The sequence below is a fragment of the Actinoplanes sp. NPDC023936 genome, from assembly GCF_040639325.1.
In the GTDB taxonomy this organism is placed as follows: Bacteria; Actinomycetota; Actinomycetes; order Mycobacteriales; family Micromonosporaceae; genus Actinoplanes.
On sequence record NZ_JBEZZR010000035.1, the window covers coordinates 80,415 to 100,292 of the forward strand.

Annotated in this window: 18 protein-coding genes; 12 read left to right on the plus strand and 6 right to left on the minus strand. The window is 70.7% G+C overall.

All coding sequences use genetic code 11. From position 1 onward, the window contains the following. Positions 1-33: 33 nt before the first annotated feature. Complete coding sequence (locus tag AB0F72_RS33035) at positions 34-1,032, plus strand: zinc-binding dehydrogenase (RefSeq protein WP_360439684.1); 999 nt, start codon at positions 34-36, stop codon at positions 1,030-1,032. A gap of 6 nt (positions 1,033-1,038) precedes the next feature. Here the strand turns inward: AB0F72_RS33035 and AB0F72_RS33040 are convergent, their stop codons facing one another. After that, positions 1,039-3,315, minus strand: coding sequence for an ATP-binding protein (locus tag AB0F72_RS33040; RefSeq protein ID WP_360439687.1), 2,277 nt, complete (start codon positions 3,313-3,315; stop codon positions 1,039-1,041). Between the two features lie 183 nt (positions 3,316-3,498). On the opposite strand from AB0F72_RS33040, the gene AB0F72_RS33045 reads away from it, so the two are divergent. Both AB0F72_RS33045 and AB0F72_RS33050 read left to right on the plus strand, forming a co-directional pair. Further along, on the plus strand, positions 3,499-3,873 hold the full coding sequence (locus AB0F72_RS33045) for a response regulator (RefSeq protein WP_360439690.1): 375 nt from the start codon (positions 3,499-3,501) through the stop codon (positions 3,871-3,873). 711 nt (positions 3,874-4,584) lie between these two features. Beyond that, entirely contained in the window at positions 4,585-6,129 is a 1,545-nt protein-coding gene (locus tag AB0F72_RS33050; protein ID WP_360439748.1) for a hypothetical protein, read from the plus strand. A gap of 6 nt (positions 6,130-6,135) precedes the next feature. Here the strand turns inward: AB0F72_RS33050 and AB0F72_RS33055 are convergent, their stop codons facing one another. Further along, positions 6,136-6,783 carry a histidine kinase dimerization/phospho-acceptor domain-containing protein gene (locus tag AB0F72_RS33055; protein WP_360439693.1) on the minus strand — a complete coding sequence of 216 codons (648 nt, stop codon included), beginning with the start codon at positions 6,781-6,783 and terminating at the stop codon, positions 6,136-6,138. Between the two features lie 40 nt (positions 6,784-6,823). Between AB0F72_RS33055 and AB0F72_RS33060 the strand changes: the two genes are divergently transcribed. The 5 genes from AB0F72_RS33060 (at position 6,824) to AB0F72_RS33080 (ending at position 11,568) form a co-directional block, all read left to right on the plus strand. Further along, entirely contained in the window at positions 6,824-7,975 is a 1,152-nt protein-coding gene (locus AB0F72_RS33060; RefSeq protein WP_360439696.1) for an efflux RND transporter periplasmic adaptor subunit, read from the plus strand. A gap of 75 nt (positions 7,976-8,050) precedes the next feature. Further along, positions 8,051-9,172: an efflux RND transporter periplasmic adaptor subunit gene (locus tag AB0F72_RS33065; protein ID WP_360439699.1), complete on the plus strand. Its 1,122-nt coding sequence runs from the start codon at positions 8,051-8,053 to the stop codon at positions 9,170-9,172. A 3-nt stretch (positions 9,173-9,175) separates the two neighbouring features. Next, complete coding sequence (locus AB0F72_RS33070; RefSeq protein WP_360439702.1) at positions 9,176-9,880, plus strand: ABC transporter ATP-binding protein; 705 nt, start codon at positions 9,176-9,178, stop codon at positions 9,878-9,880. After that, positions 9,877-11,049, plus strand: coding sequence for an ABC transporter permease (locus AB0F72_RS33075; RefSeq protein ID WP_360439705.1), 1,173 nt, complete (start codon positions 9,877-9,879; stop codon positions 11,047-11,049). Before AB0F72_RS33070 ends, AB0F72_RS33075 begins: the two co-directional genes overlap by 4 nt. A 6-nt stretch (positions 11,050-11,055) precedes the next feature. After that, positions 11,056-11,568, plus strand: coding sequence for a hypothetical protein (locus AB0F72_RS33080; protein ID WP_360439708.1), 513 nt, complete (start codon positions 11,056-11,058; stop codon positions 11,566-11,568). Positions 11,569-11,573: 5 nt separating this feature from the next. Here AB0F72_RS33080 and AB0F72_RS33085 read toward each other — a convergent pair whose 3' ends face one another. Genes AB0F72_RS33085 through AB0F72_RS33095 form a run of 3 tightly spaced genes read right to left on the minus strand, consistent with a single transcriptional unit; the run spans position 11,574 to position 16,302 of the window. Further along, complete coding sequence (locus AB0F72_RS33085; RefSeq protein ID WP_360439711.1) at positions 11,574-14,891, minus strand: ATP-binding protein; 3,318 nt, start codon at positions 14,889-14,891, stop codon at positions 11,574-11,576. 48 nt (positions 14,892-14,939) lie between these two features. Next, positions 14,940-15,170, minus strand: coding sequence for a DUF3040 domain-containing protein (locus AB0F72_RS33090; RefSeq protein WP_360439714.1), 231 nt, complete (start codon positions 15,168-15,170; stop codon positions 14,940-14,942). Positions 15,171-15,210: 40 nt separating this feature from the next. Next, on the minus strand, positions 15,211-16,302 hold the full coding sequence (locus AB0F72_RS33095; protein WP_360439717.1) for a M20/M25/M40 family metallo-hydrolase: 1,092 nt from the start codon (positions 16,300-16,302) through the stop codon (positions 15,211-15,213). 97 nt (positions 16,303-16,399) lie between these two features. Here AB0F72_RS33095 and AB0F72_RS33100 point away from each other — a divergent pair, with 97 nt between their 5' ends. The 4 genes from AB0F72_RS33100 to AB0F72_RS33115 are packed head-to-tail and all read left to right on the plus strand — an operon-like array spanning position 16,400 to position 19,094. Continuing rightward, complete coding sequence (locus AB0F72_RS33100) at positions 16,400-17,068, plus strand: GNAT family N-acetyltransferase (RefSeq protein WP_360439720.1); 669 nt, start codon at positions 16,400-16,402, stop codon at positions 17,066-17,068. Further along, complete coding sequence (locus tag AB0F72_RS33105) at positions 17,065-17,688, plus strand: SIS domain-containing protein (protein WP_360439723.1); 624 nt, start codon at positions 17,065-17,067, stop codon at positions 17,686-17,688. Before AB0F72_RS33100 ends, AB0F72_RS33105 begins: the two co-directional genes overlap by 4 nt. Next, entirely contained in the window at positions 17,685-18,785 is a 1,101-nt protein-coding gene (gene menC, locus AB0F72_RS33110) for an o-succinylbenzoate synthase (RefSeq protein ID WP_360439727.1), read from the plus strand. Before AB0F72_RS33105 ends, menC begins: the two co-directional genes overlap by 4 nt. Positions 18,786-18,794: 9 nt before the next feature. Next, entirely contained in the window at positions 18,795-19,094 is a 300-nt protein-coding gene (locus tag AB0F72_RS33115; RefSeq protein WP_360439730.1) for a hypothetical protein, read from the plus strand. A 41-nt stretch (positions 19,095-19,135) separates the two neighbouring features. Here the strand turns inward: AB0F72_RS33115 and AB0F72_RS33120 are convergent, their stop codons facing one another. Beyond that, positions 19,136-19,495, minus strand: a complete 360-nt coding sequence (locus AB0F72_RS33120; RefSeq protein WP_360439733.1) for a VOC family protein — start codon at positions 19,493-19,495, stop codon at positions 19,136-19,138. Positions 19,496-19,878 lie beyond the last annotated feature (383 nt).

Consider the following 19,878-nt stretch of genomic DNA (forward strand, 5'->3'; position numbering starts at 1 on the left):
GCCGTGTCCGGGATCTGCCCATAAGGTGATTTCATGAAGATGCTGGCGGGACGGTTGCACCTCAAGGAACGCGCGCTGCGGATGGAGACCGTGGACGTGCCCGAGCCAGGGCCGGACGAGGTCCTCGTGAAGGTCACCGCAGCGGGGGTCTGCCTGTCCGACGTGCACCTGATCGAGGGCGGGCTGACGCCGCGGCTCCTCGACGGCGATGTCGTCACTCTCGGGCACGAGACAGCGGGAATCGTCGACCGGCTCGGCGACCGGGTGGAGGGCTGGAAGCCCGGCGACCGGATCCTGATGCAGGCCGGTCAGCGCGACCGGCGGGGCATCGTCTACACCCGCGGCGTGGACTACGACGGCGGCTGGGCGGAGTACACGGTCGCCCGCGCCGACACGCTCGTCGCGATCCCCGACGACCTGCCGTTCGAGCAAGCCTGCATCATCCCCGACGCGGTCTCCACGCCGTGGGCCGCGATCACCGCGACCGCGCAGGTCAAGCCCGGTGACGCGGTGGCCGTCTGGGGCGTCGGCGGCCTCGGCGCGCACGCCGTGCAGCTGCTCCGGCTGATCGGCGCGGCGCCGGTGATCGCGGTGGACCCGCTCGCGCCGGCCCGGGAGCGGGCCCTCGCGCTCGGCGCCGACATCGCGCTGGACCCGAGCCAGGCCGACACGATCAGGGAGCTCACCGGCGGCGGGCTGGCTGTCGCGCTGGACTTCGCCGGTGTGCCGGCGGTGCGCGAGCAGGCCCTGACCGTTCTCGGACGAGGCGGGAAACTGGTACTGGCCGGCATCGCGAACAAGCCGGTCACGATCAGCTCGGACAGCTTCTTCAACTACCTGAAGCTCTCCATCCACGGGCACTACGGGTCCGACCCGGAGCACGTGGAGGAGCTGGTCCGGCTCGCCCGGCAGCGGCGCCTCGACCTGGCTGCCTCGATCAGCGACGTGCTGCCGCTGGCCGACGCGCCGGCCGCGGTGGAACGCCTGCAGCGCAAGGAGGGCAACCCGATCCGGCTGATCCTGCGCCCCTGACCGGCGTCAGACGCGCGCCAGCTCGGTCGACAGGCTGACCATCGTGTCGCTCACCTCGCGGGCCTGGTCGTGCAGGTCACGCAGGATGTCGGCGGAGCCCTCCGGGTGCCGGACCGCGCGTTCCTCCAGGTCGGCGCAGATCGCGGCGAACCGGTTCGCGCCGAGCGTCGAGGACGAGCCCTTCAACCCGTGCGCCAGGCGGGCCAGGTTGCGGGCGTCGCCGGACGCCGCGGCGTGGTCCATCTTGTCGAGCACCACCGGCAGCCGGTCGGCGAAGTTGTGCAGGATCGTGGCGATCCGCTGCCGGTCGTCCGGGACCGCGCCGGCGATCGCGCCGACACAGGCCCGGATGCTGGCCGGCTCCTCGACGTCCGAGTCGACGAGCGGGCTCTGCCCGGCCAGCCGCACGTCCGCGTGCGCGGCGGCGGTCGCCAGCACGGTGTCCAGGTCCGTCTCGTTGATCGGCTTGGCGAGGAAGCCGTCCATGCCGGCCAGCTGGCTCGCCTTGCGGTCGTCGACCAGGGCGTTCGCGGTCAGCGCGACGATCCGGGGCGCGCCGTGGGCGGGCGGGTCGGCGCGGATCATGCGGGTGGCGTCCAGGCCGTCCAGGACCGGCATCTGCACGTCCATCAGGACCAGGTCGTAACGGGTGCGCATGACCGCCTCGACGGCCGCCTCGCCGTCACTGACGATCTCCACCCGGTGGCCGCGGCGCTCCAGCAGCAGCTGGGCGACCCGCTGGTTCACCGGGTTGTCCTCGGCGACCAGCACCAGCAGCGATCGGGCCGTGGTGCCCCGGCTCGCCACGGCGGTGCTCCGGTCGTACCCGGGAAGGGTGTTGATCTCCGGGGTGGAGGACTCGCCCAGGCGCAGGGTGACCGCGAAGGTGGAGCCGTGGCCGGGCTGGCTGTCCACGGTGATGCCGCCGTCCATCGCCTCGGCCAGCCGCTGGCTGATCACCAGGCCCAGGCCGGTGCCCTCGTAGCTGCGCGCGGTCGTCGCGTCCACCTGGCTGAACGGGAGGAAGAGGCGGTCCATCCGGTCCGCCGGAATGCCGATGCCGGTGTCCCGCACGGCGAGCCGGATGGCCACCCGGCCGCTCTGCCCGGCGGCCAGATCGGGCGCCGACGAGACCGCCACCGTGACCGCGCCGTGGTCGGTGAACTTCACCGCGTTGCCGAGCAGATTGACCAGGATCTGCCGGATCCGGGCCTCGTCGCCGCAGACCACTTCCGGACACTCGGGCTCGAAGTGGCTGGACAGGTGCAGGCCCTTCGCGTCTGCGGTCAGCGCCACCAGGTTCATCGCCTGCTGCACGCACGCGCGCAGCACGAACGGCTGCTCGTCCAGGCTCAGCTCGCCCGCTTCGATCTTGGAGAAGTCCAGCACGTCGTTGATGATCACGAGCAGCGAGGCGCCGCTCGCGTGCACGGTCTCCACCAGCTCCCGCTGCCGGGCGTCCAGATCGGTCTCCATCAGCAGGCCGGTCATCCCGATCACGGCGTTCATCGGGGTACGGATCTCGTGGCTCATGGTCGCCAGGAACGCCGACTTCGCGGCGGTCGCCGCCACCGCCTCGTCATGGGCGGCCAGGATCGCGCTCATCGACGTGTTCACCGCCTGCGCCATCTGCGCCAGCTCACGGGGCGACGTCACCTCCGCCCGCCGGGTCAGGTCACCCGCGGCCACCCGCTGCGCCGCCGCGGTGATCTTCTTCGTCGGCTGCGTGATCCTCTTGGTGATCCAGCGCGCGCAGAGCGCGACGAGCACCGCCGTCGCCACCACGAACCACAGGATCAGCCAGCGGGTGTTCTGCGCGCTGGCCCGGCTCTGCGCCAGCTTGCCGGCCAGCTCCGCCTCCTCGTGCTGGTGCATCTCGCTGACCAGCGGGAACAGCAGGCTGACGTCGCCCTGCGGCTCGGCGATCCGAGCCTCGACCATCGGCTCCAGGCGGTTCAGCAGCTCCTGATGAGTGTTGTCACCGGCCGACGCGGCGCGGACCTCACGCAGCCTCCGCTCCACGGTCGCCGCACTGCTCCGGTAGCTCTCCGCCCACTCCGCGCTCGGCGGATCCGGGCGGGTCCGGGATGCCCGGTCGAGCACGTGAAGCGCGTCGCCGAGGCCGCCGATCTGACCGAGCAGCACGTGCGAGTGACGCAGCGGCGTCTGGCTCTCCACCAGGCTGCCGATCCGGACGTAGGCGCTGATCCCGACGACCACCAGGGCGACGAGGGCGAGAAGAAAACCGGCCGCCAGCATCCGGCCTACGGTCCACCGGGACATGAGTCTCACTCTAGGTTTTTGTGGTGGGCTTGGTGGGCGTCCCGAGGTTCCTGCCCGATTGACCGGTTCGGCGTTGTTCGGGGACGCTCGTCGGCCATGAGCGCCACACCGGTAGCGGTCCGTCGCCGCACAGACCGGGGAAATCGTGGGTCGGGGTGATCGGAACCGCCATACCCTGAGGTGGTGACGTCGGTGCTGGTGGTGGACGACGATCCCACGATCCTGCAGATCGTGGAGACGGTGCTGCGGTCGGGTGGGCTCGATGTGGACACCCGCAGCACCGGGCGGGACGGGCTGGTCGCCGCTCACGAACGGCATCCGGACTGTGCGGTGCTCGACGTCAGCATGCCGGGCATGACCGGGCTGGAGGTGTGCCGGGCGCTGCGGGACGACGCGGAGACCGCCGACATCCCGATCCTGCTGCTCACCGGGCGGGGGCAGTGGCTGGACGTGGCGTCCGGGTTCGACGCCGGGGCCGACGATTACCTGGTCAAGCCGTTCACGGCGCAGGACCTGCTGACCCGGGTGGAGGCCCTGACCGCGTCGGTCGCCGGCTGACGGCGCCGGTTGCCGGTTGACGGCGCCGGTTGCCGGCTGACGGCAGCGGTTGCCGGCTGACCGCGCCGGACGTGAGGCGGCGCTGCCTGGTTGTCGATCGTGGAGCGGTGGGAGCGGGCCGGCGCTGAGTGCTCTCGAAACAAGCGTCCGGCAGCACTGGGGACCAGCTCACACGGGCCGGCTGGCTCTCCGGGTGCCAGCGGAAATGCGAAATCCCTGAGCCCCGCGCCCCCGCGTGCCCCGCGCTGGCGTGCTGCGGCTGCCATCTCGCATCTGGCACGTACCGCCTCGCCGATCTTGGAACCCGCCGTCCCGGCCGTAGCTCAGACATGTGATCAAGCCCGGATAACCGCTCTGGCCTACGGCTCGCGCCGCCCAGCCGTAGCTGCGACATGTGATCAAGCTCGGTTAACCGCTCTGGCCTACGGCTCGCGCCGCCCGGCCGTAGCTCAGACATGTGATCAAGCTCGGATAACCGTTCTGGCCTACGGCTCGCGCCGCCCAGCCGTAGCTCCGACATGTGATCAAGCTCGGATAGCCGCTCTGGCCTACGCTCCGCCGGACCGTAATCGGGCTGGTCCGGCTGGCTGTGAGTGCTCTGGGGCGCGGCCATGCTCCGGGCGGCGCCGCGCTGACCGGAACGTTGAGCGCCGGCCTGCGTCCTCAGCGTGCGCTCAGGACCGCCGATGGATGCTGTCGGCCGTGACATTCATGATCCACGGTTTACACCTGACCATTGCCGAACTCGCTGTCGTCGTGGGTTCGATCGTGCTGGTGCTGGCTCGGTGGCTGCCGCCGGCCGCCCGTGGCCGCGCCGCCGCCGGCGCGACGGTACTGGTGATCGCGGGCGCCGCCGGGACGCTGCCGGAGCCGCGCTGGCAGATCCTGATGGTGCTGGGTGCCGACCTCCTGATCGGTGCGGCGACCGGCGCGGCGTGGTGGTGGGGGCGGCGCAAGGACCGGCGCGACGAGCGACGCGACGACGGCGTGCTGAGCGGTGGGGCGGGGCGACGCGACGACGGCGTGCTGAGCGGTGGGGCGGAGCGACGCGACGACGGCGTGCTGAGCGGTGGGGCGGGGCGGCGCGACGACGGGAGGAGCCGGCGGGTCCGCTGGTGGCTGGCGCTGCCGGGGTCGGTGCTCTGCGGCGTCCTCGTGCTCGGCGGCGGCGTCGCGGCCTGGGCGCTGCCCGTCCCGACATTTCCGGAATTGTCCGGGCCGTCGCAGGTTGGCACCACGGTGCTGCAGTGGACCGATCCCACCCGTGACGAGCCCGCGACCCGGGACGCCGCCGACCACCGTACCGTGGTCGTGCAGTTGTGGTATCCGGCGCAGGGCGTGGCCGGCGACGCGGGACGGGCGCAGTACCTGGGCCGCACCCGCCGGGAGGCGGACGTCGTCGCCGGCGCGGTGGCCGGCTACCTCGGGGCGCCCGGCTTCCTGCTCGACGGGCCGACCCGCGCGCGCACGCACGCGGTGGCTGGCGCGGCGCCGGCGGACGGTCGGTTCCCGGTCGTGCTCTTCTCGCCCGGGCTCGGCGGGGTGCGCACCCAGAACACGGCGTGGGCCGAGGACCTGGCGAGTCGCGGGTACGTCGTGGCCGGCGTCGACCACCCCTACGACTCGGCCGCGGTGGTGCTCGCCGACGGCCGTACCGTGAAGACGCGGATCGCGGCGACCGGCGACCGGGCCGAGGGCGAGCGGCTGAGGACCGCCTGGACGGCGGTGCGGGCGGCCGACCTCAGCTTCGTCCTCACCCGGCTGGGCCGCCTCGACCAGGGTGAACTCGCCGGGCGGATCGACATCGGGCGGGCGGCGGCGACCGGCCACTCGATCGGCGGCGCCGCGGCCATGCAGGCCGCCGCGCAGGATCCGCGGTTCACCGCTGTCATCAACATGGACGGCGGCCTCAACCCCGGCCAGGGTCCGCTGCGCCAGCCGGTTCTCGCCCTGACCCACGAGGTGCGGGATCAGGCGGACGCCGATTTCGTCGCGAAGGTGGACACCGTGCTGGACCGCGGCGGCGCGACGAGTTACCAGCTGAGCGTGCCCGGCAGCGCCCACCTGACCTTCACCGACGCGCCGCTCTACCTGCCACCGGTCCCGGCGCTCGTGGGTTCCCTCGGCGGGTCCGGCAGTGTGCGGATGACCGAGGCGACCACTGCCGCGTTCCTCGATGCCACCCTGTCCGGCCGGGCCGTCGACCTGCGCGCGACGCTGGCGGAGTACGGGACCCTCTCGGTCCACGATCACTGATCTCGGTCACCGAGGGAGTGTGGCGCACAGGTACGGCGTACCCCGCGATGTCTCGACCGCGACGTGCCCGCCGTGCCGGCCCACCACCGCTCGTGCCAGCATCAGCGCCATGGCGTTGCCCTGGCCGCCGCCGCCCGTGAACAGCCTGTCGGTGGGCTGTTCCGGCGGCAGGCGGAACGCCACCTGCCAGTGGCCGTCCACCACCGCCGCCTCGATCGCGCCGTCGCCGCCGAGCGCGCGGACGGCCGCCAGCAGGCGGCGGAACGCCTGGCCGAGCCGCTCCCGGTCGCCGGTGATCCGGCCGGCCGCGGGCGCCGTGAGGGAGGCGCCCGCGCCGATCTCGGCCAGCAGCTCGGGCAGGTCGAACGGGACCTGATCGAGCGGGATCGTGCCGTTCTCGATGCCGCTGATCGTGGCGATCTCGGCGACCACGTCGTCGATCCGGCGCAGGTTGCGGGACAGGATCGGCAGCACGTCGTCCAGAGCCGGGTCGCCGGTCCGCTCGGGCAGCAGCCCGAGCACGGCCAGCGCCGCCGCCAGCGGGGTGCGCAACTCGTGCAGCAGGGCGCTGACCAGCTCGGCCTTGGAGGCGGTCAGCTCGGCGAGGGCGCGGTTCTGCTGCCGCTGCCGGTGCCGGTGGTGCGCAGTCGGCAAAGAGGACTCCTGCGGATCGGCGAACGGCGACAATGCGAACATGAGCACAGTAACGGGGCAAAGCCGGGCTAAACGGCGCGTTCGCTGGATCGGCGCGGCGATCGTGCTGGCCGCCGCGGTCGCCGGCGGGATCATGCTCGCCGTGGCGGGCGAGGAGACCACCACGACGATCAAGGTGGTCACGGTGGCGGTGGACCGCGGCGAGGTGACGCTCGACGTGGCGACGACCGGAACCGTGGAGCCGGCCACCACCCGCAGCCTGTCGTTCGCTGTCGACGGCACCGTCGCGTCCGTCGCGGTGCGGGCCGGCAACAAGGTGAAGGCGGGGGACCAGCTCGCCGTCCTGGACAAGACCGGCGCCACCGAGGACGTGAGCGACGCCCGGGAGAAGCTCGCCGACGCGCGGGAGCGGCTCGCGGCCGCCGACGACAACGCGGCGGCCGCCACCGCGAGCGCGACAGCGTGCGCCGTGGCCACCCCCGCCGGTCCGCCGGTCGTGGTGGCCGCCGAGCCGTCGGCGGCGGCGACCGTGCAGGCCGCCGCGACCCCGTGTGTCACGCGGGGATTCCCGGTCGCCGGCAACGACCAGGTGCTCAGCGCCGAGCAGGCGGCCAACAACGCGGAGGTGGCGCTGGCGAAGGCCGAGGAGGCCCTCGCCGGGACGGTCATCAAGGCGCCGATCGCCGGCACCGTGGTGTCGATCGCCGGCAGCGTGGGCGACAAGGTCACCGCCGGGGCCACGTTCGTCGGGCTGGCCGACACGTACGACATGCAGGTCTCCGCGGACTTCCCGGAGGCGGACGCGGGTTCGCTGGCGAAGGGGCAGAGCGGCACCGTGACCCTGGCCGACTCCGACGCGACCTACGCGGCGAAGGTCGTGCAGGTCGACCCGGTCGGCACCTCCGACGGCACGCTCGTGCGCTACGGGGTGCTGCTCGCGTTCACCGACGCGCCGTCCGAGCTGCTGGTCGGGCAGAGCGCCCAGGTCCGGGTACGGACCGGCGAGGTGGCCGCCGCGATCCGGGTGCCGTCGACAGCGGTGCACGACGTGGCCGGCGAGTCCGGGACGGTGCTCGTCCGCAGCGGCGGCGCGTCGGTGGAGCGGACCGTGGCGGTCGGCCTGCGCGGCGGCCAGTACACCGAGATCACCGACGGGCTGAGGGAAGGCGAGCTGGTGGTCCGATCGTGGTGACCGGGATGCCGCGAAGGCGGCCGGGAAACTTCGAACAAGCCACCACGAACCGGTACTACCGGACAGAATGCAGATGTGAAAGCGCTTCGTCGTCCCAGCACGGCCGTGAACGCCCTGCTGGCGCTGCTCATCGTCGGCGCCGCGTTCTGGGGCTGGACCCTGCTGCGGGACACCGACTCGGACACCGAGGCGAACGCCTCCGCCCTGCGCACGGTCGCCGCCGAGCAGGGCACCGTCACGAAGACGGTGACCGCCGGCGGCAGTGTGGAGAGCGCGTCGACGGCCACCGCCACGTTCGCCACCTCGGGCACCGTCACCAGCATCAAGGTGAAGGTCGGCGACAAGGTCAGCTCGGGTCAGCTGCTGGCGCAGGTGGACGCCACCGACGCGCAGCGGTCGCTGGCCCTGGCCGAGGCGAACCTGGCCGCGGCGCAGGGCGCGCTGGGCCGGGCGCAGGCCGCCGGCACCGACACGAGCAGCGCGACGAACGAGGTCACCCAGGCGGAGCTGAGCGTCGACGAGGCCGAGGCCGCCGTCGCGGGCACGAAGCTGACCGCCCCGATGGCCGGCACGGTGACGGCTGTCAACGGAACACTGGGCGGCTCCAGCAGCGGTCAGTCCGAGAGCGGCAGCGGCTTCGTGGACCTCGCCGATCTCGCGAAACTGCAGGTCACCGCCGCGTTCTCGGAGGCCGACGCCACCGAGCTCAAGGAGGGCCAATCCGCCACGATCACCTGGAACGCGCTGCAGGGCGCGGAGACCACCGGCCAGGTCGTCGCCGTGGATCCGGCCGCCACGACGACAAACAGCGTGGTGACCTACGGCGTCACGGTCAGCCTGCCGAACCCGCCGGCGGGCGCGAAACCCGGCCAGACCGTCACGGTCGCGGTGATCACCGGCAACGTGGAGAACGTCGTCTCGGTCAACTCGGCGGCGGTCACCACCACCGGAAACCGGCACACGGTCACGGTGCTCGGCACGAACAACGCGTTGGAGACGCGACAGGTGCAGGTGGGGCTGAAGGGCGATGACGCGTACCAGATCACCTCGGGTCTCACCGCGGGGGAGCGCGTGGTGATCCCGACCTCGGCCACGACGTCCACCTCGGCCACGACCGGCCGCACCGGCGGCGGTGGGCTCGGCACCGGCGGCGCCGGCTTCACCGGTGGCGGTGGCGGCGCGCCCGGCGGGCGCTGACCCATGTCGAACCGCCCGGTCCTGGACGTGCGCTCGGTGACCAAGGTGTACCGCGACGGGAACACCACCGTGCGTGCCCTCGACAACGTGTCGCTGCGGGTGGGACACGGCGAGTACGTGGCGATCATGGGCTCGTCCGGCTCCGGCAAGTCCACCCTGATGAACATCCTGGGCTGCCTGGACGTGCCCACGACCGGCACCTACCTGCTGGACGGCGTGGACGTGAGCCGGCTCAGCGACGGGCAACTGGCCCTGGTCCGGAACCGGTTGATCGGCTTCGTCTTCCAGGCGTTCAACCTGATTCCCCGGACCAGCGCCGCGGCGAACGTCGAGCTGCCTCTCGCGTACTCCGGGATGCGCGCCGCCGAACGCCGCCGCCGCGCCCTGTTCTCGCTGGATCTGGTCGGTCTCGCGGATCGGGCCGACCATGAGCCCAACCAGCTCTCCGGCGGGCAGCAGCAGCGGGTCGCGGTGGCTCGCGCGCTGGTCACCGAGCCGGCGTTGCTGCTCGCCGACGAGCCGACCGGCAACCTGGACAGTCACGCGACCGAGGAGGTGCTCAGCGTGTTCGACGACCTGAACGCGGCCGGCCGGACGATCGTGCTGATCACTCATGAGAACGAGGTGGCGGCCCGCGCCGACCGGTTGATCAGGCTGTTCGACGGGCAGGTCGTGGAGGACGCGCGAGTCGGGCGGCACGCGGCATGAACGTCGGTGAGATCGTGCGCTTCGCGCTGCGCGGGATCGGCGCCAACAAGCTGCGTTCCGTCCTCACCATGCTCGGCATCCTGATCGGTGTGGCAGCCGTGATCCTGCTGGTCGCCGTCGGCAACGGCTCCGCCCAGTCGGTCGCCGACCGGATCGAGGCGCTCGGGACGAACACGCTCACCGTGATGAGCACCAGCCGCGGCGCCGGCGGCCTCACCACGGAGGTCGCGGACGCGCTCGACGACAGGGTGCTCGCCCCCGGCGTCGCCTCCGTCTCGCCGGTCGTCAGCACGTCCGCCACCCTGACCTATGCGGGCGCCGAGCACGAGATCAGCTCGTTCGTCGGCACCACACCCGGCTGGTTCACCGCCTCCAACTTCCCGGTGGAGACCGGCGCGACCTTCACCGCCGACGACGAGGCGCAGGCCCGCCGGGTCGTGGTGATCGGCCGGACCGTCGCCGAGGAGCTGTTCAGCGGCGTCGACCCGGTCGGCAAGCAGGTCACCGTCGGGGGCGCGCTGTTCACCGTCGCCGGCGTGCTGCAGGAGAAGAGCTCGTCGGGGTTCCAGGATGCCAACGACACCGCTGTCGCGCCGATCAGCGCGGTCCAACAGGTGCTTTCCGGGTACGGGCCCCTCAGCTCCATCCTCGTCGAGGCGCGCGACCCCGGCATGGTGGACACCGTCCAGTCGGAGATCACCACGATCTTGAACCAGCGGGCCGGCGCGGACACCTACCGCATCCAGAACGCGTCGCAACTGCTCGAGACGCAGACCGAGACCGCCGACACGTTCACCACGCTGCTCGGCGCCGTCGCCGCGATCAGCCTGCTCGTGGGCGGGATCGGGATCACGAACATCATGCTGGTGACGGTCACCGAACGTACCCGGGAAATCGGCATCCGGAAGGCACTCGGCGCGCCCCGGCGGGTGATCCTCAGCCAGTTCCTCATCGAGGCCACCCTGCTGAGTGTTATCGGTGGAGGTCTGGGAGTCGCAGCCGCCGTGATCGGCAGCCGCTTCGAGATCGTCGGCGTGCAGCCGGTGATCGTGCCCAGCTCGGTAGCGCTCGCCCTGGGCGTCTCCGTGCTGATCGGACTCTTCTTCGGCGGCCTGCCCGCCGCCCGCGCCGCGCGGCTCCGGCCGATCGACGCCCTGCGCTACGAGTGAGGACCTGTGACCTCTGCGAACGACGACACCGAGGTGCTGCCCCGCGCCATCGACGACCCGCCGCCGTCAGCACCCGACGACGACCTGAACAGCGCCATCGCCGCGGCCGCGCCGAAACGCTGGTGGAACCGCACCACGCTCGCCCTGATCGGCCTGGTCCTCGCGGTCGGCGGCTTCCTCGGCGGCGTGCAGGCCCAGGAGCGCTGGGGGTCGGCCTCCACCGACGGGGCCGGGAGCTCCTTCCCCCGCAACGCCGGCATGCCGAGCGGCGGCTTCGGCGGCAACCGGACGACCGCGGGCGGCGGCACGTCCGGAACGGTCAAGCTGGTCGACGGCGCCACGCTCTACGTGCAGACCGCGGAGGGCGAGACGATCACGGTACGCACGAGCGACACCACCGCCGTGAAACTGGCACAGACCACGACGCTCGATCAGCTGTCCACCGGCCAGCAGGTCACCGTGCAGGGCCAGGCCGACGACGAGGGCGTGGTGACAGCGACAACCGTGACAGCGGGTTGAGGAGGTCAGGGCCTCTCATCGGCGGCGAAGAAGAGCAGCGGATCGAGGTCGGATTCAGGGGTCCCCATCGCGCGCTTGTGTGCCAGATAACTCGACACGGCGTCACTGACTTCTGCGACATCGAGATCAGGCCGGTTGTCGAGGAGCCGGTGAAGATCGTGCGGTTCCACATGTTCCCAGCTCAACTCCCCGTAGCGGCTCAATAATTGGAGCAGATGAATGGCGAAGCTGTCACTTATGGAACACCCGGCAAGCTCATGAACCATTTCCGGGGATACGCTTACGCTGGACAAGTCCTCTGGGATCCAGTCGGCGGGCGATGTGCCCGATAGTAGATCTTCGGTCCATGCGTTGGGGTTCTGCCGAGCGGAGATTTTCATGAGAACGAAGCCTAGGGGAGTTCGCGATGAATAATCTGTCGATATGGCCCTGACGAAAAAATTTTCATTCATGAGGTAAGGGCATCGGTGAGCCAGTGCCTGCAGTGTGTAATCTCTCGGGCTCACGTCCGCAAGTGTGTCGAGGGCGAGCCGGACCAGGGCCCGTGTCAAGTCAGCAGGAAGATAGGGTCCGTCATCGACGAGCAGGTTGAGGAGCGCCTGAGCCGATGCCGGATCGATGGGGGGTGTCGTCGTTCCGTCGAATTCGAGGAGCATTTGATACTGATTGACATCCGGCGGAGTCATCATTCTCAGTGCGGGAACCGGCCACCTTTCGGTCAGGAGACCGTAGATGGTCAGACGGTAGTCGCGCTGGTCCTGCCCGACTTGCGAGGTGCCGGCCCAGATCATGTCACCTGTTCTGGAGTTCACCTCTGATTCATAGTCCGCGATCAACTCTGCAGCGGCTGCGTCGAGATTTCCGGTTTGGCCTGCCAGCAGGTTCAAGCGGTCGTTCATTCGGGCGAGAGAACCGAAGAGCCAGGCTTGCTCGCCTTCGTCCAGTCCCGCACGCCAGAGCCGCACCGTCGTGGACCACGTCTTCAGCGGCTCGATCGGCACCCCCTCGTCGCTGGAGAGCGCCAGCAGCGTCGCGAGGTTCGCCGTATAGGTGGCGAGGCGATTCACCACATCGGCACTGGTCGGAGCGTAGCGAACCACGTCACTGCGATTACGCGGCTCGCGTGCGCGGTCGAACAGGTACATGAGTGTCGCCCGGAGCGACTCATTGTCGATGCTCTTCATGAGGTGCCGCGCGAAGTCGACGACAGGTTCCCGGGCGGCGAGCGCCCGCTGGCTCAGGAGGGCGAACAAAAGGTCGTCGTCAAGGGAGTCGACGCGCCATTCGGCGGTCAGTCGCTGGTGGTCGCCGGCGAGCACCGCCAGGATGTGGACGGTGTATTCGGCGACCAGGTATTCGCCGAAGGTGGCGTGCAGGAACTCGTAGTTCTCCAGCGGCGTCTCCCCCCGGCTCTGTCCCGCCTTCGCCACGTGGACGAAGAAGAACGCCGCCACCGTGGCCTTCACCCGGTTCAGGGAGCCGCCGCGGCCGGTTCGAGCCTCGGGAGATTCTCGAGTCAGGATCTCCAGGTCGTCGCTCAACTGGTCCTCGGAGATCTCCTGTTCACCGCGGTTGAACATGGCGAACGCGGCGATCGACAGGTTGCGCCGGAGAGCCCTTTCGCCGTTCCGCTGTTCGTCTCTGCTCAGTGGAGTCGTCGCTTTGTCCCTGATCTGGCGCGTGATGAACGAGCTGATCAACTCCTTGTAGAGCCCGGCACCGGCCAGCGCGGGGTCGTCCAACCGGCGACCGCCGTCGCCAGCCGCGTAGATCGCGAGCAGGGCGACGAGCAGTGGCTGGCGCAGTGCCCGCTCCCGGTCGATCACCGCCTCGGCCGCCAGCGGATGGAAACTCGGCGTCTCCAGATTGGTGTGGTTCCAGATCTCGACCCATCGGTGCAGTTGTGCGTCGGAGAAGTCCTCCAGCCGGATCACCAAGGCTTCCGGAGGGACGCTGACCTGGTCCATGACGATGTGCCGGGAAGTCACGACGGTGATCACGGCGGTGCCGTCCAGCCATAGGCCGCGCTGGAACTCGGTGACTCTCTCGATGAATTCGGTCTGCGGCGTCTTGGTGGCCTGGATCAGCTCGTCCAGGCCATCGAAGATGACCACCTTGGTCCGGGCCGACTCGCGGCAGAGCGATCCCCAGTCCACCGACTCCTCGACTGTCGCTTCGAGCGCTGCCTCGATCTGCCGGTACAGGGGGACGCCGGTCGGAACCTCGCGCAGCTTCACCAGGATGGTGGTGAACGAATCGGCGGGGATCCGGGCGGCCACCACCTTGCTGAGCAGCGTCTTGCCGGCGCCGGGATGGCCGAGCACGACGAGGGGACGCCGAGCGCTCTCCGGGGAGGTGAGGTAGTCGGCCAGGAAACCGGCCAGGTCACGGAGGAGTGGCGCCTTCATCCACCAGTCGTCGCTGGCGAGCGTGGGTTCCGCGGACATCTCGGCGAGACGGAAGTCCGGGCTCACGAATCCGTCCTCCACGGTAGGAAACGCCAGCCCGGCCAACCGGGTCGGCCAGATCGGCTCGGTGAGGACAGCCTGGGTTCGCCGCTCCAGCTTGCGCTCGACAGCGTTGACAGCACCGGCCGCGCCGATGGCGTTGAGCGACTCCTTCAATTCGGCTAGCGAGCCGGTGATTACGGAGGCGAAGTTCGTCTGCATCCAGAATCCGAACTCCGGAACGTCCACCGCGAGCCGCATGAACCGTTCGCGATAGATCTCGGTGGCGCGCGACGTCAGCGGCTCGACGAAGGTGGAAGGGTCGCCCGGACGACGTCGTTCCCACGCCGCGATGTCGGACATGAACCGCATCAGACTGTTGGCGAGGACAGCGTAGCTATGCCTCACCATGACGGTGTTCGCGTCGAAGCCACGTCGCGGTGTGGGTAGCGGGAAGGACTCGGTTCGGAGCTGGCCGGTAAATGGGTCGTTCAGCCCTCGATCGGTGATCAGCTGGCGCTCCGCAGGACTGAGCTCCAAATCCCGGTAGAGGTCGCCGGCGACCGCCTCGAAGGCGTCGAAGAACGACGACAGGCCGAGCATCGTGTGCGCGGCCTCAAGTAATTCCAGGTGTGTCTTGCCGGTCGTGCTTTTGATTCGGCCCGGAGACGTGTCCGTCGCCTGCCGGATCTGAGAGATCAGCTCGGTCTTCGGGTCGATCAAGGCGAGCGTGGCGCCGGCGGTGAACGGCGCCGCCGCCAGCAGGAATGCTCCAAGCGCCCGGTCCAGGCGGCTGATCCGCTGGTCGTCGCGGGCGACGATGCGTAAGGCCTCTGCGTACGTCATCGGCGGGATGCGGCTCACGAAAATGGACACTGGCAGCGGCTCCCTGCCCTGTCAATGCGGCCGGCGTCCCGAAACCCCCTAGCGGGGGCGGGCGCGGTGGCGGCGGACCAGGACGAAGGCGAGCGCGGCCGCGAACGCGTCCACGGTGATGAGCAGGCCGGGCCAGTTGAAGAGCAGCATCACCAGGGGCACGGCGAGGAAGAGCAGGACGCAGAGCACCGGGATCGTCGGGAACGACACCTCGGCGCCGCCCGGCTCGAACTGCCGCTCCAGGTCGGCGAGGATGCGGCGGTCATTGTCGTCAAGCATCGATCTTCCCAGGTCATGACCCTGACAGGTATCGACAATCTTAAACCTCGACGAGCGCCGGCAGGAGGGCGGCGAGCAGGGCGATCCGCTCGCCCACACCGGATTTCGACACCCATTCGGTACGGGCATGAGCACCCCCGCCCCGTGGGGCTAGCCCGTCCACCGTCGGCACCCCGAGCGCCCCCGTGGTGTTGGTGTCGGCCGCCCCGTCCGCCGGGCGGCCATCCAGAGACTGACCGATCCCGGTCGCCACCGCCCGGATCCGGTCCAGCAGCGCGGACCCGCCCGGCTGCCAGGTCGGCCGGTGCGACAGCAGCTCAGCCGCCACCCGCGCCTTCGCCCGCACCGGCCGCAACCCGCGCAAGAGCCCGAGCACCGCCTCCTCGTCCGCCGGGTCGGCGAACCGCAACCCCAGGTCGGCGTGCGCCTCGCCGGCCACCACGTTGGTCCGCCCGCCACCGGCGATCGTCCCGGTGTTCAGCAGCACCGGCCGGCCGGCGATCCCGGCCCGGACCCGCAGGAGCTGGTCGATCAGCTCGTCGATGGCGTTGGCCCCGGCGTCCGGGTCGAGAGCGGCGTGCGCCTCCACCCCGGTCACCGCGATCCGCGCGCGGGTGCTGCCCCGGCGCCCGGTCTTGAGGTCGCCGCCCGGGTGCGGCGGTTCCAGCCCGAGCACCGCCGCCGCCCGGCTCGCCTCGGAGCGGACCAGGTCACCGGCGGTGGGTGAGCCGATCTCCTCGTCCGCCACCACGATCATCCGGATCTCCGGGTGCGGACCGGCCATCCCGGTCACGGCGGCGAGGAGCGCGGCGAGGCCGGCCTTCGTGTCGTAGACGCCCGGCCCCCGGATCACGTCACCCTCCACGGTCCACGGCATCGTGGCGAGGGTGCCGGCCGGCCAGACCGTGTCGTAGTGGCTGAGCAGCAGGACCGGCTCGCCCGCGGATGCCGTCGCGGGCCGGTTCCAGAGCAGGTGGTCGCCGGTCGGGTGCGTCTCGCGGGTCACCGTGAAACCGGCCCGGACGGCGTCCGCCTCGAGCACCTCGGCCAGCGCGCCCAGCGCTCGCGGGTCACCGGTGGGGGACTCCAGCAGCGTGTACCGATGCAGCGCGTCAAGGGCGGAAGCTGTCATATGCGGAACCTAAGTTGCGCCTTCACAGTTGTCAACGTGCTGATATACGGTCGGCCTGGCAAAGATACGATCGCTATCTTCTGACCCGGAGGTGCTCATGGCGGAGATCCGCAGCCTGGACGGGCTCGCCGAGCAGACGGCGGCCGCCCGCCTCTACCGGTCCGTCTTCGGATACACCGCACCCGAGTGGGGCCTGAGCCCGCGCCTGCTCGCCGCGCTCCGGGAGAACTCCGGGACGGTCATCGGCGCGTTCGGCGAGGACGGCACGCTGATCGGCTTCTGCTACGGCTTCACGGCGGTGGAGGCCGGCGAGATCTACCACTACAGCCAGGCCGCGGTGGTCGCGCCGGGCGCGCAGGGCGGCGGCATCGGACGCCGGCTGAAACAGGCGCAGGCCGCGGCGGCGCGCGGCACGGGGGCGCGGTCCATGCGGTGGACCTTCGATCCGTACGCGTTACGCAACGCCCATTTCAATCTGGCGGTTCTCGGCGCGACCGGGATCCGTTTCCATCCCGATTTCTATGACGAGCCGGGCACCGATCGGGTGGTGGTCAGCTGGGATCTCTCGGGGGCGCCGGTGACGCGTACCGGAAAGGGGGGAAGCGTGGTGACGCCCGCGAGTGACCGGATCGCCGCGCCGGACCCCGCGGATCGCAGCCGGCTGCGGTGGCAATTGGCGGACCACTTCGGGGCCGGCCGCCGGCTCGTGGCGGTGACCCGCGCCGGGGATGCCGTCACCTACACGTTCGAGAATGGCGAACCGTGACCTCCACTCCCTCCGAGCGCTTCGACCGCAACGTTCAGCGGCGTTCCGCGCAGGTGCTCAAACAGCGGGTGCTCGAACAGCAGCGCGTCGAATTCGAGAAGGCTCTCGCCTGGGCCGCCGAACAGGACGCCATCGAACGGGCGGCTGCCCTGATCGTCTCCGCCCGGCGTCGTTATCTGCTCGGGCACGGCAAATCGTTCGGGTACGCCTCGCTGCTCGGCGCCGATCTGAGCGCCGGCCTTTCCGGCGTGCACGTCGTCGACGGGGCGGCGCTGCGTTCTCTCGACGTGCTCAGCGACATCCGGCAGGGCGATCTGCTCGTCGCCGTGTCGCTGTCGCGGTACCGCCGGGAGACCGTCGACATCGCGTCCGCCTACGTGCGGCAGGGCGGTGACCTGGTCCTCGTCACCGACGCCGAGGACGCGCCGCTCGCTCCGCTGGCCGCCGCCAGAATCGTGGTCGGCGCGGATTCCGCCTCCTACGCCAATTCGCCGGCGTCGATCGTGCTGGCTTTGCATCTGCTCGCCACCCTGACCATCGCCAGTTCCAAAGGCGCCGGCCGTCGCCTGCGGGAACGCGACGCCCTGGCTCGTGAACTCGGCCTCTACACCGGAGAATGATGAGAGTCTCGCTGCGCCGGGTGCGCCTGCCGCTGGTCCACCAGTTCCGGACGAGTTCGCACGCCAAGCGGTTCCTGGAACACATCCTGGTGACGTTCGAGGCCGCGGACGGCACGGTGGGCTGGGGCGAGATCGCCTCGCCGAGCGGCCCGTTCTATTCGGCGGAGACGGTCGACTCGTGCTGGGCGGTGTCCCGTGACTTCCTGGCGCCGATCGCGCAGCGCACCCGATGGGAACACCCGGCGGAATTGGCCGCCGCGATGAGCAAGGTCCGCGGCAACCATTTCGCCCGCTCCGGTTTCGACGTGGCTGCCTGGTCGCTCTTCGCGGCGCGGTCCGGCATTCCGCTGTCCCGGGCCCTCGGGGGTACGCGTTCTCGTGCCGAAGCCGGCGTGTCCCTGGGAATCGAATCCACCATCGACGAGCTGCTCGCCCAGGTGTCCGCGCGGGTGGCGGAGGGCTATCGGCGGATAAAGCTGAAAATCGCGCCGGGGTGGGACGTTGCTCCGGTGCGTGAGGTGCGTGCCGCGTTCCCGTCGGTGCCCGTGCACGTGGACGCGAACGGCGCTTACGACTCTTCGGATATGTCGGCTTTCTTCGCTTTGGACGCACTCGGACTTCTCATGATCGAGCAGCCGTTCGCGCCGCGCGACCTGCTCGCCCACGTGGCGCTGCAGAAACGGATCAGCACCCCGGTCTGCCTGGACGAGTCCGTCGAGGAGGTCGCCGACCTGGCCACCGCGCTCACCCTCGGCGCCGGCCGGATCCTCAACATCAAGGTGTCCCGGATGGGCGGGCTCACCCCCGCCCTCCGGGCCCACGAGCTGGCCCGCTCGGCAGGCGTCCCGGTCTGGTGCGGCGGCATGCACGAGTTCGGCATCGGCCGCGCCGCGAACGTCGCCCTCAGCTCGCTGCCCGGCTTCACGCTGCCGTCCGACGTCTCCGGCTCGGACAAGTACTACGCCCGCGACGTGACCACCCACCCGATCGTCTGCACGGACGGTCACGTGGACGTGCCGTCGGCGCCCGGCCTGGGCTGGGAGCCGGACCTGGAGTTCATCGAGTCGCAGACCGTCGACCGGCTGACCGTGACGTAGGGTCGCCGCATGGCACTCTCCACCGCAGCGATCACCGCGGGTTCCCTCATCGGCGGCTGGCAGCTGGCCCGCAGCACCGGCATCCGCCCCCTGGGCGGCGCGGTCCTGGCCGCCGGCGGCATCCTGGCCGGCCGCGAGTGGGCCCGCACCACCAGCCCGGCCGTGACGACGGCGCTCGTCGCGACGTACATCGGCGCCTTCGGCCTGTCCCACCCGCTGGCCAAGAAGATCGGCTCCTGGCCCTCGGTCCTGGCCGTCTCCGCTCTGACCGCGGCGGCGTCCTACGCCCTCTCCGACCGCCGCGCCTAGCCATCCTTCACGAGACGGGACCTACCTTAAAAAAACGGGCCCTACAGCCACTTGGTCAGATTGACCATGTTGCCGTCGGGGTCGAGGACGTGCGCCACCCGCTGGCCCCACGGCATGTCGTGTGCCTCCCCCGGCACGGTGCCACCGGCCGCCGCGACAGCGGGGAACAGCGCGTCGACGTCCGCGACGTCGGCGCTGAGGATGATCCGCACCGGTGCGCCGATCTGGGTGCCCTCCTCCTGTACGAGCCCGAGCGTCGTCGCGCCGATCCCCAGCTCGACGTAGAACTCGGGGCCGTCCTCGGGTACGCGGAGGGTCTGCGTCGCGCCGAGCACCTTCTCGTAGAAAGCGCGCAGCCGGGGCAGGTCGGGCGTGCTGACGATGGGCTGGATCGAGGTCATGGTCTCTCCCGAGTAGTAGGTCTCGCGAGGTAGACCGCCCAACCGCCAGCAACTCATCGGCGTGCGTGCCCCACGGCGCGGAGTGGTCGCGCACCGGATCGTGTCACGGTCGGTCGCCGATGACCGTGGAGCGCTGGGGGTCTGCGTGATTCTGTGGGGCCTGGGGCGTCCGCGCGTTTCCGAAAAGCGACGTTGACCGCAGGTGCCGGCACGCTGAGTGACAACGGTTCACACTGAGGGCGTGTCCCGCCCCCCGCCGCGCCCCCGCGCCCCCGCCGCGCCCCCGCGCCCCCGCCGCGCCCCCGCGCCCCCGCCGCGCCCCCGCGTGTCCCGCGCCCCGCGTGTCCCGCGCCCCCGCGTGTCCCGCGCCCCCGCGTGTCCCG

What these genes read in the sequence shown, in the direction of transcription:
- AB0F72_RS33035 (WP_360439684.1), top strand. Translation starts at nt 34, where the DNA reads ATGAAGATGCTGGCGGGACGGTTGCACCTCAAGGAACGCGCGCTGCGG.
- AB0F72_RS33040 (WP_360439687.1), bottom strand. Translation starts at nt 3,315, where the DNA reads ATGTCCCGGTGGACCGTAGGCCGGATGCTGGCGGCCGGTTTTCTTCTC.
- AB0F72_RS33050 (WP_360439748.1), top strand. Translation starts at nt 4,585, where the DNA reads ATGATCCACGGTTTACACCTGACCATTGCCGAACTCGCTGTCGTCGTG.
- AB0F72_RS33060 (WP_360439696.1), top strand. Translation starts at nt 6,824, where the DNA reads ATGAGCACAGTAACGGGGCAAAGCCGGGCTAAACGGCGCGTTCGCTGG.
- AB0F72_RS33070 (WP_360439702.1), top strand. Translation starts at nt 9,176, where the DNA reads ATGTCGAACCGCCCGGTCCTGGACGTGCGCTCGGTGACCAAGGTGTAC.
- AB0F72_RS33075 (WP_360439705.1), top strand. Translation starts at nt 9,877, where the DNA reads ATGAACGTCGGTGAGATCGTGCGCTTCGCGCTGCGCGGGATCGGCGCC.
- AB0F72_RS33090 (WP_360439714.1), bottom strand. Translation starts at nt 15,170, where the DNA reads ATGCTTGACGACAATGACCGCCGCATCCTCGCCGACCTGGAGCGGCAG.
- AB0F72_RS33095 (WP_360439717.1), bottom strand. Translation starts at nt 16,302, where the DNA reads ATGACAGCTTCCGCCCTTGACGCGCTGCATCGGTACACGCTGCTGGAG.
- AB0F72_RS33100 (WP_360439720.1), top strand. Translation starts at nt 16,400, where the DNA reads ATGGCGGAGATCCGCAGCCTGGACGGGCTCGCCGAGCAGACGGCGGCC.
- menC (WP_360439727.1), top strand. Translation starts at nt 17,685, where the DNA reads ATGATGAGAGTCTCGCTGCGCCGGGTGCGCCTGCCGCTGGTCCACCAG.
- AB0F72_RS33115 (WP_360439730.1), top strand. Translation starts at nt 18,795, where the DNA reads ATGGCACTCTCCACCGCAGCGATCACCGCGGGTTCCCTCATCGGCGGC.
- AB0F72_RS33120 (WP_360439733.1), bottom strand. Translation starts at nt 19,495, where the DNA reads ATGACCTCGATCCAGCCCATCGTCAGCACGCCCGACCTGCCCCGGCTG.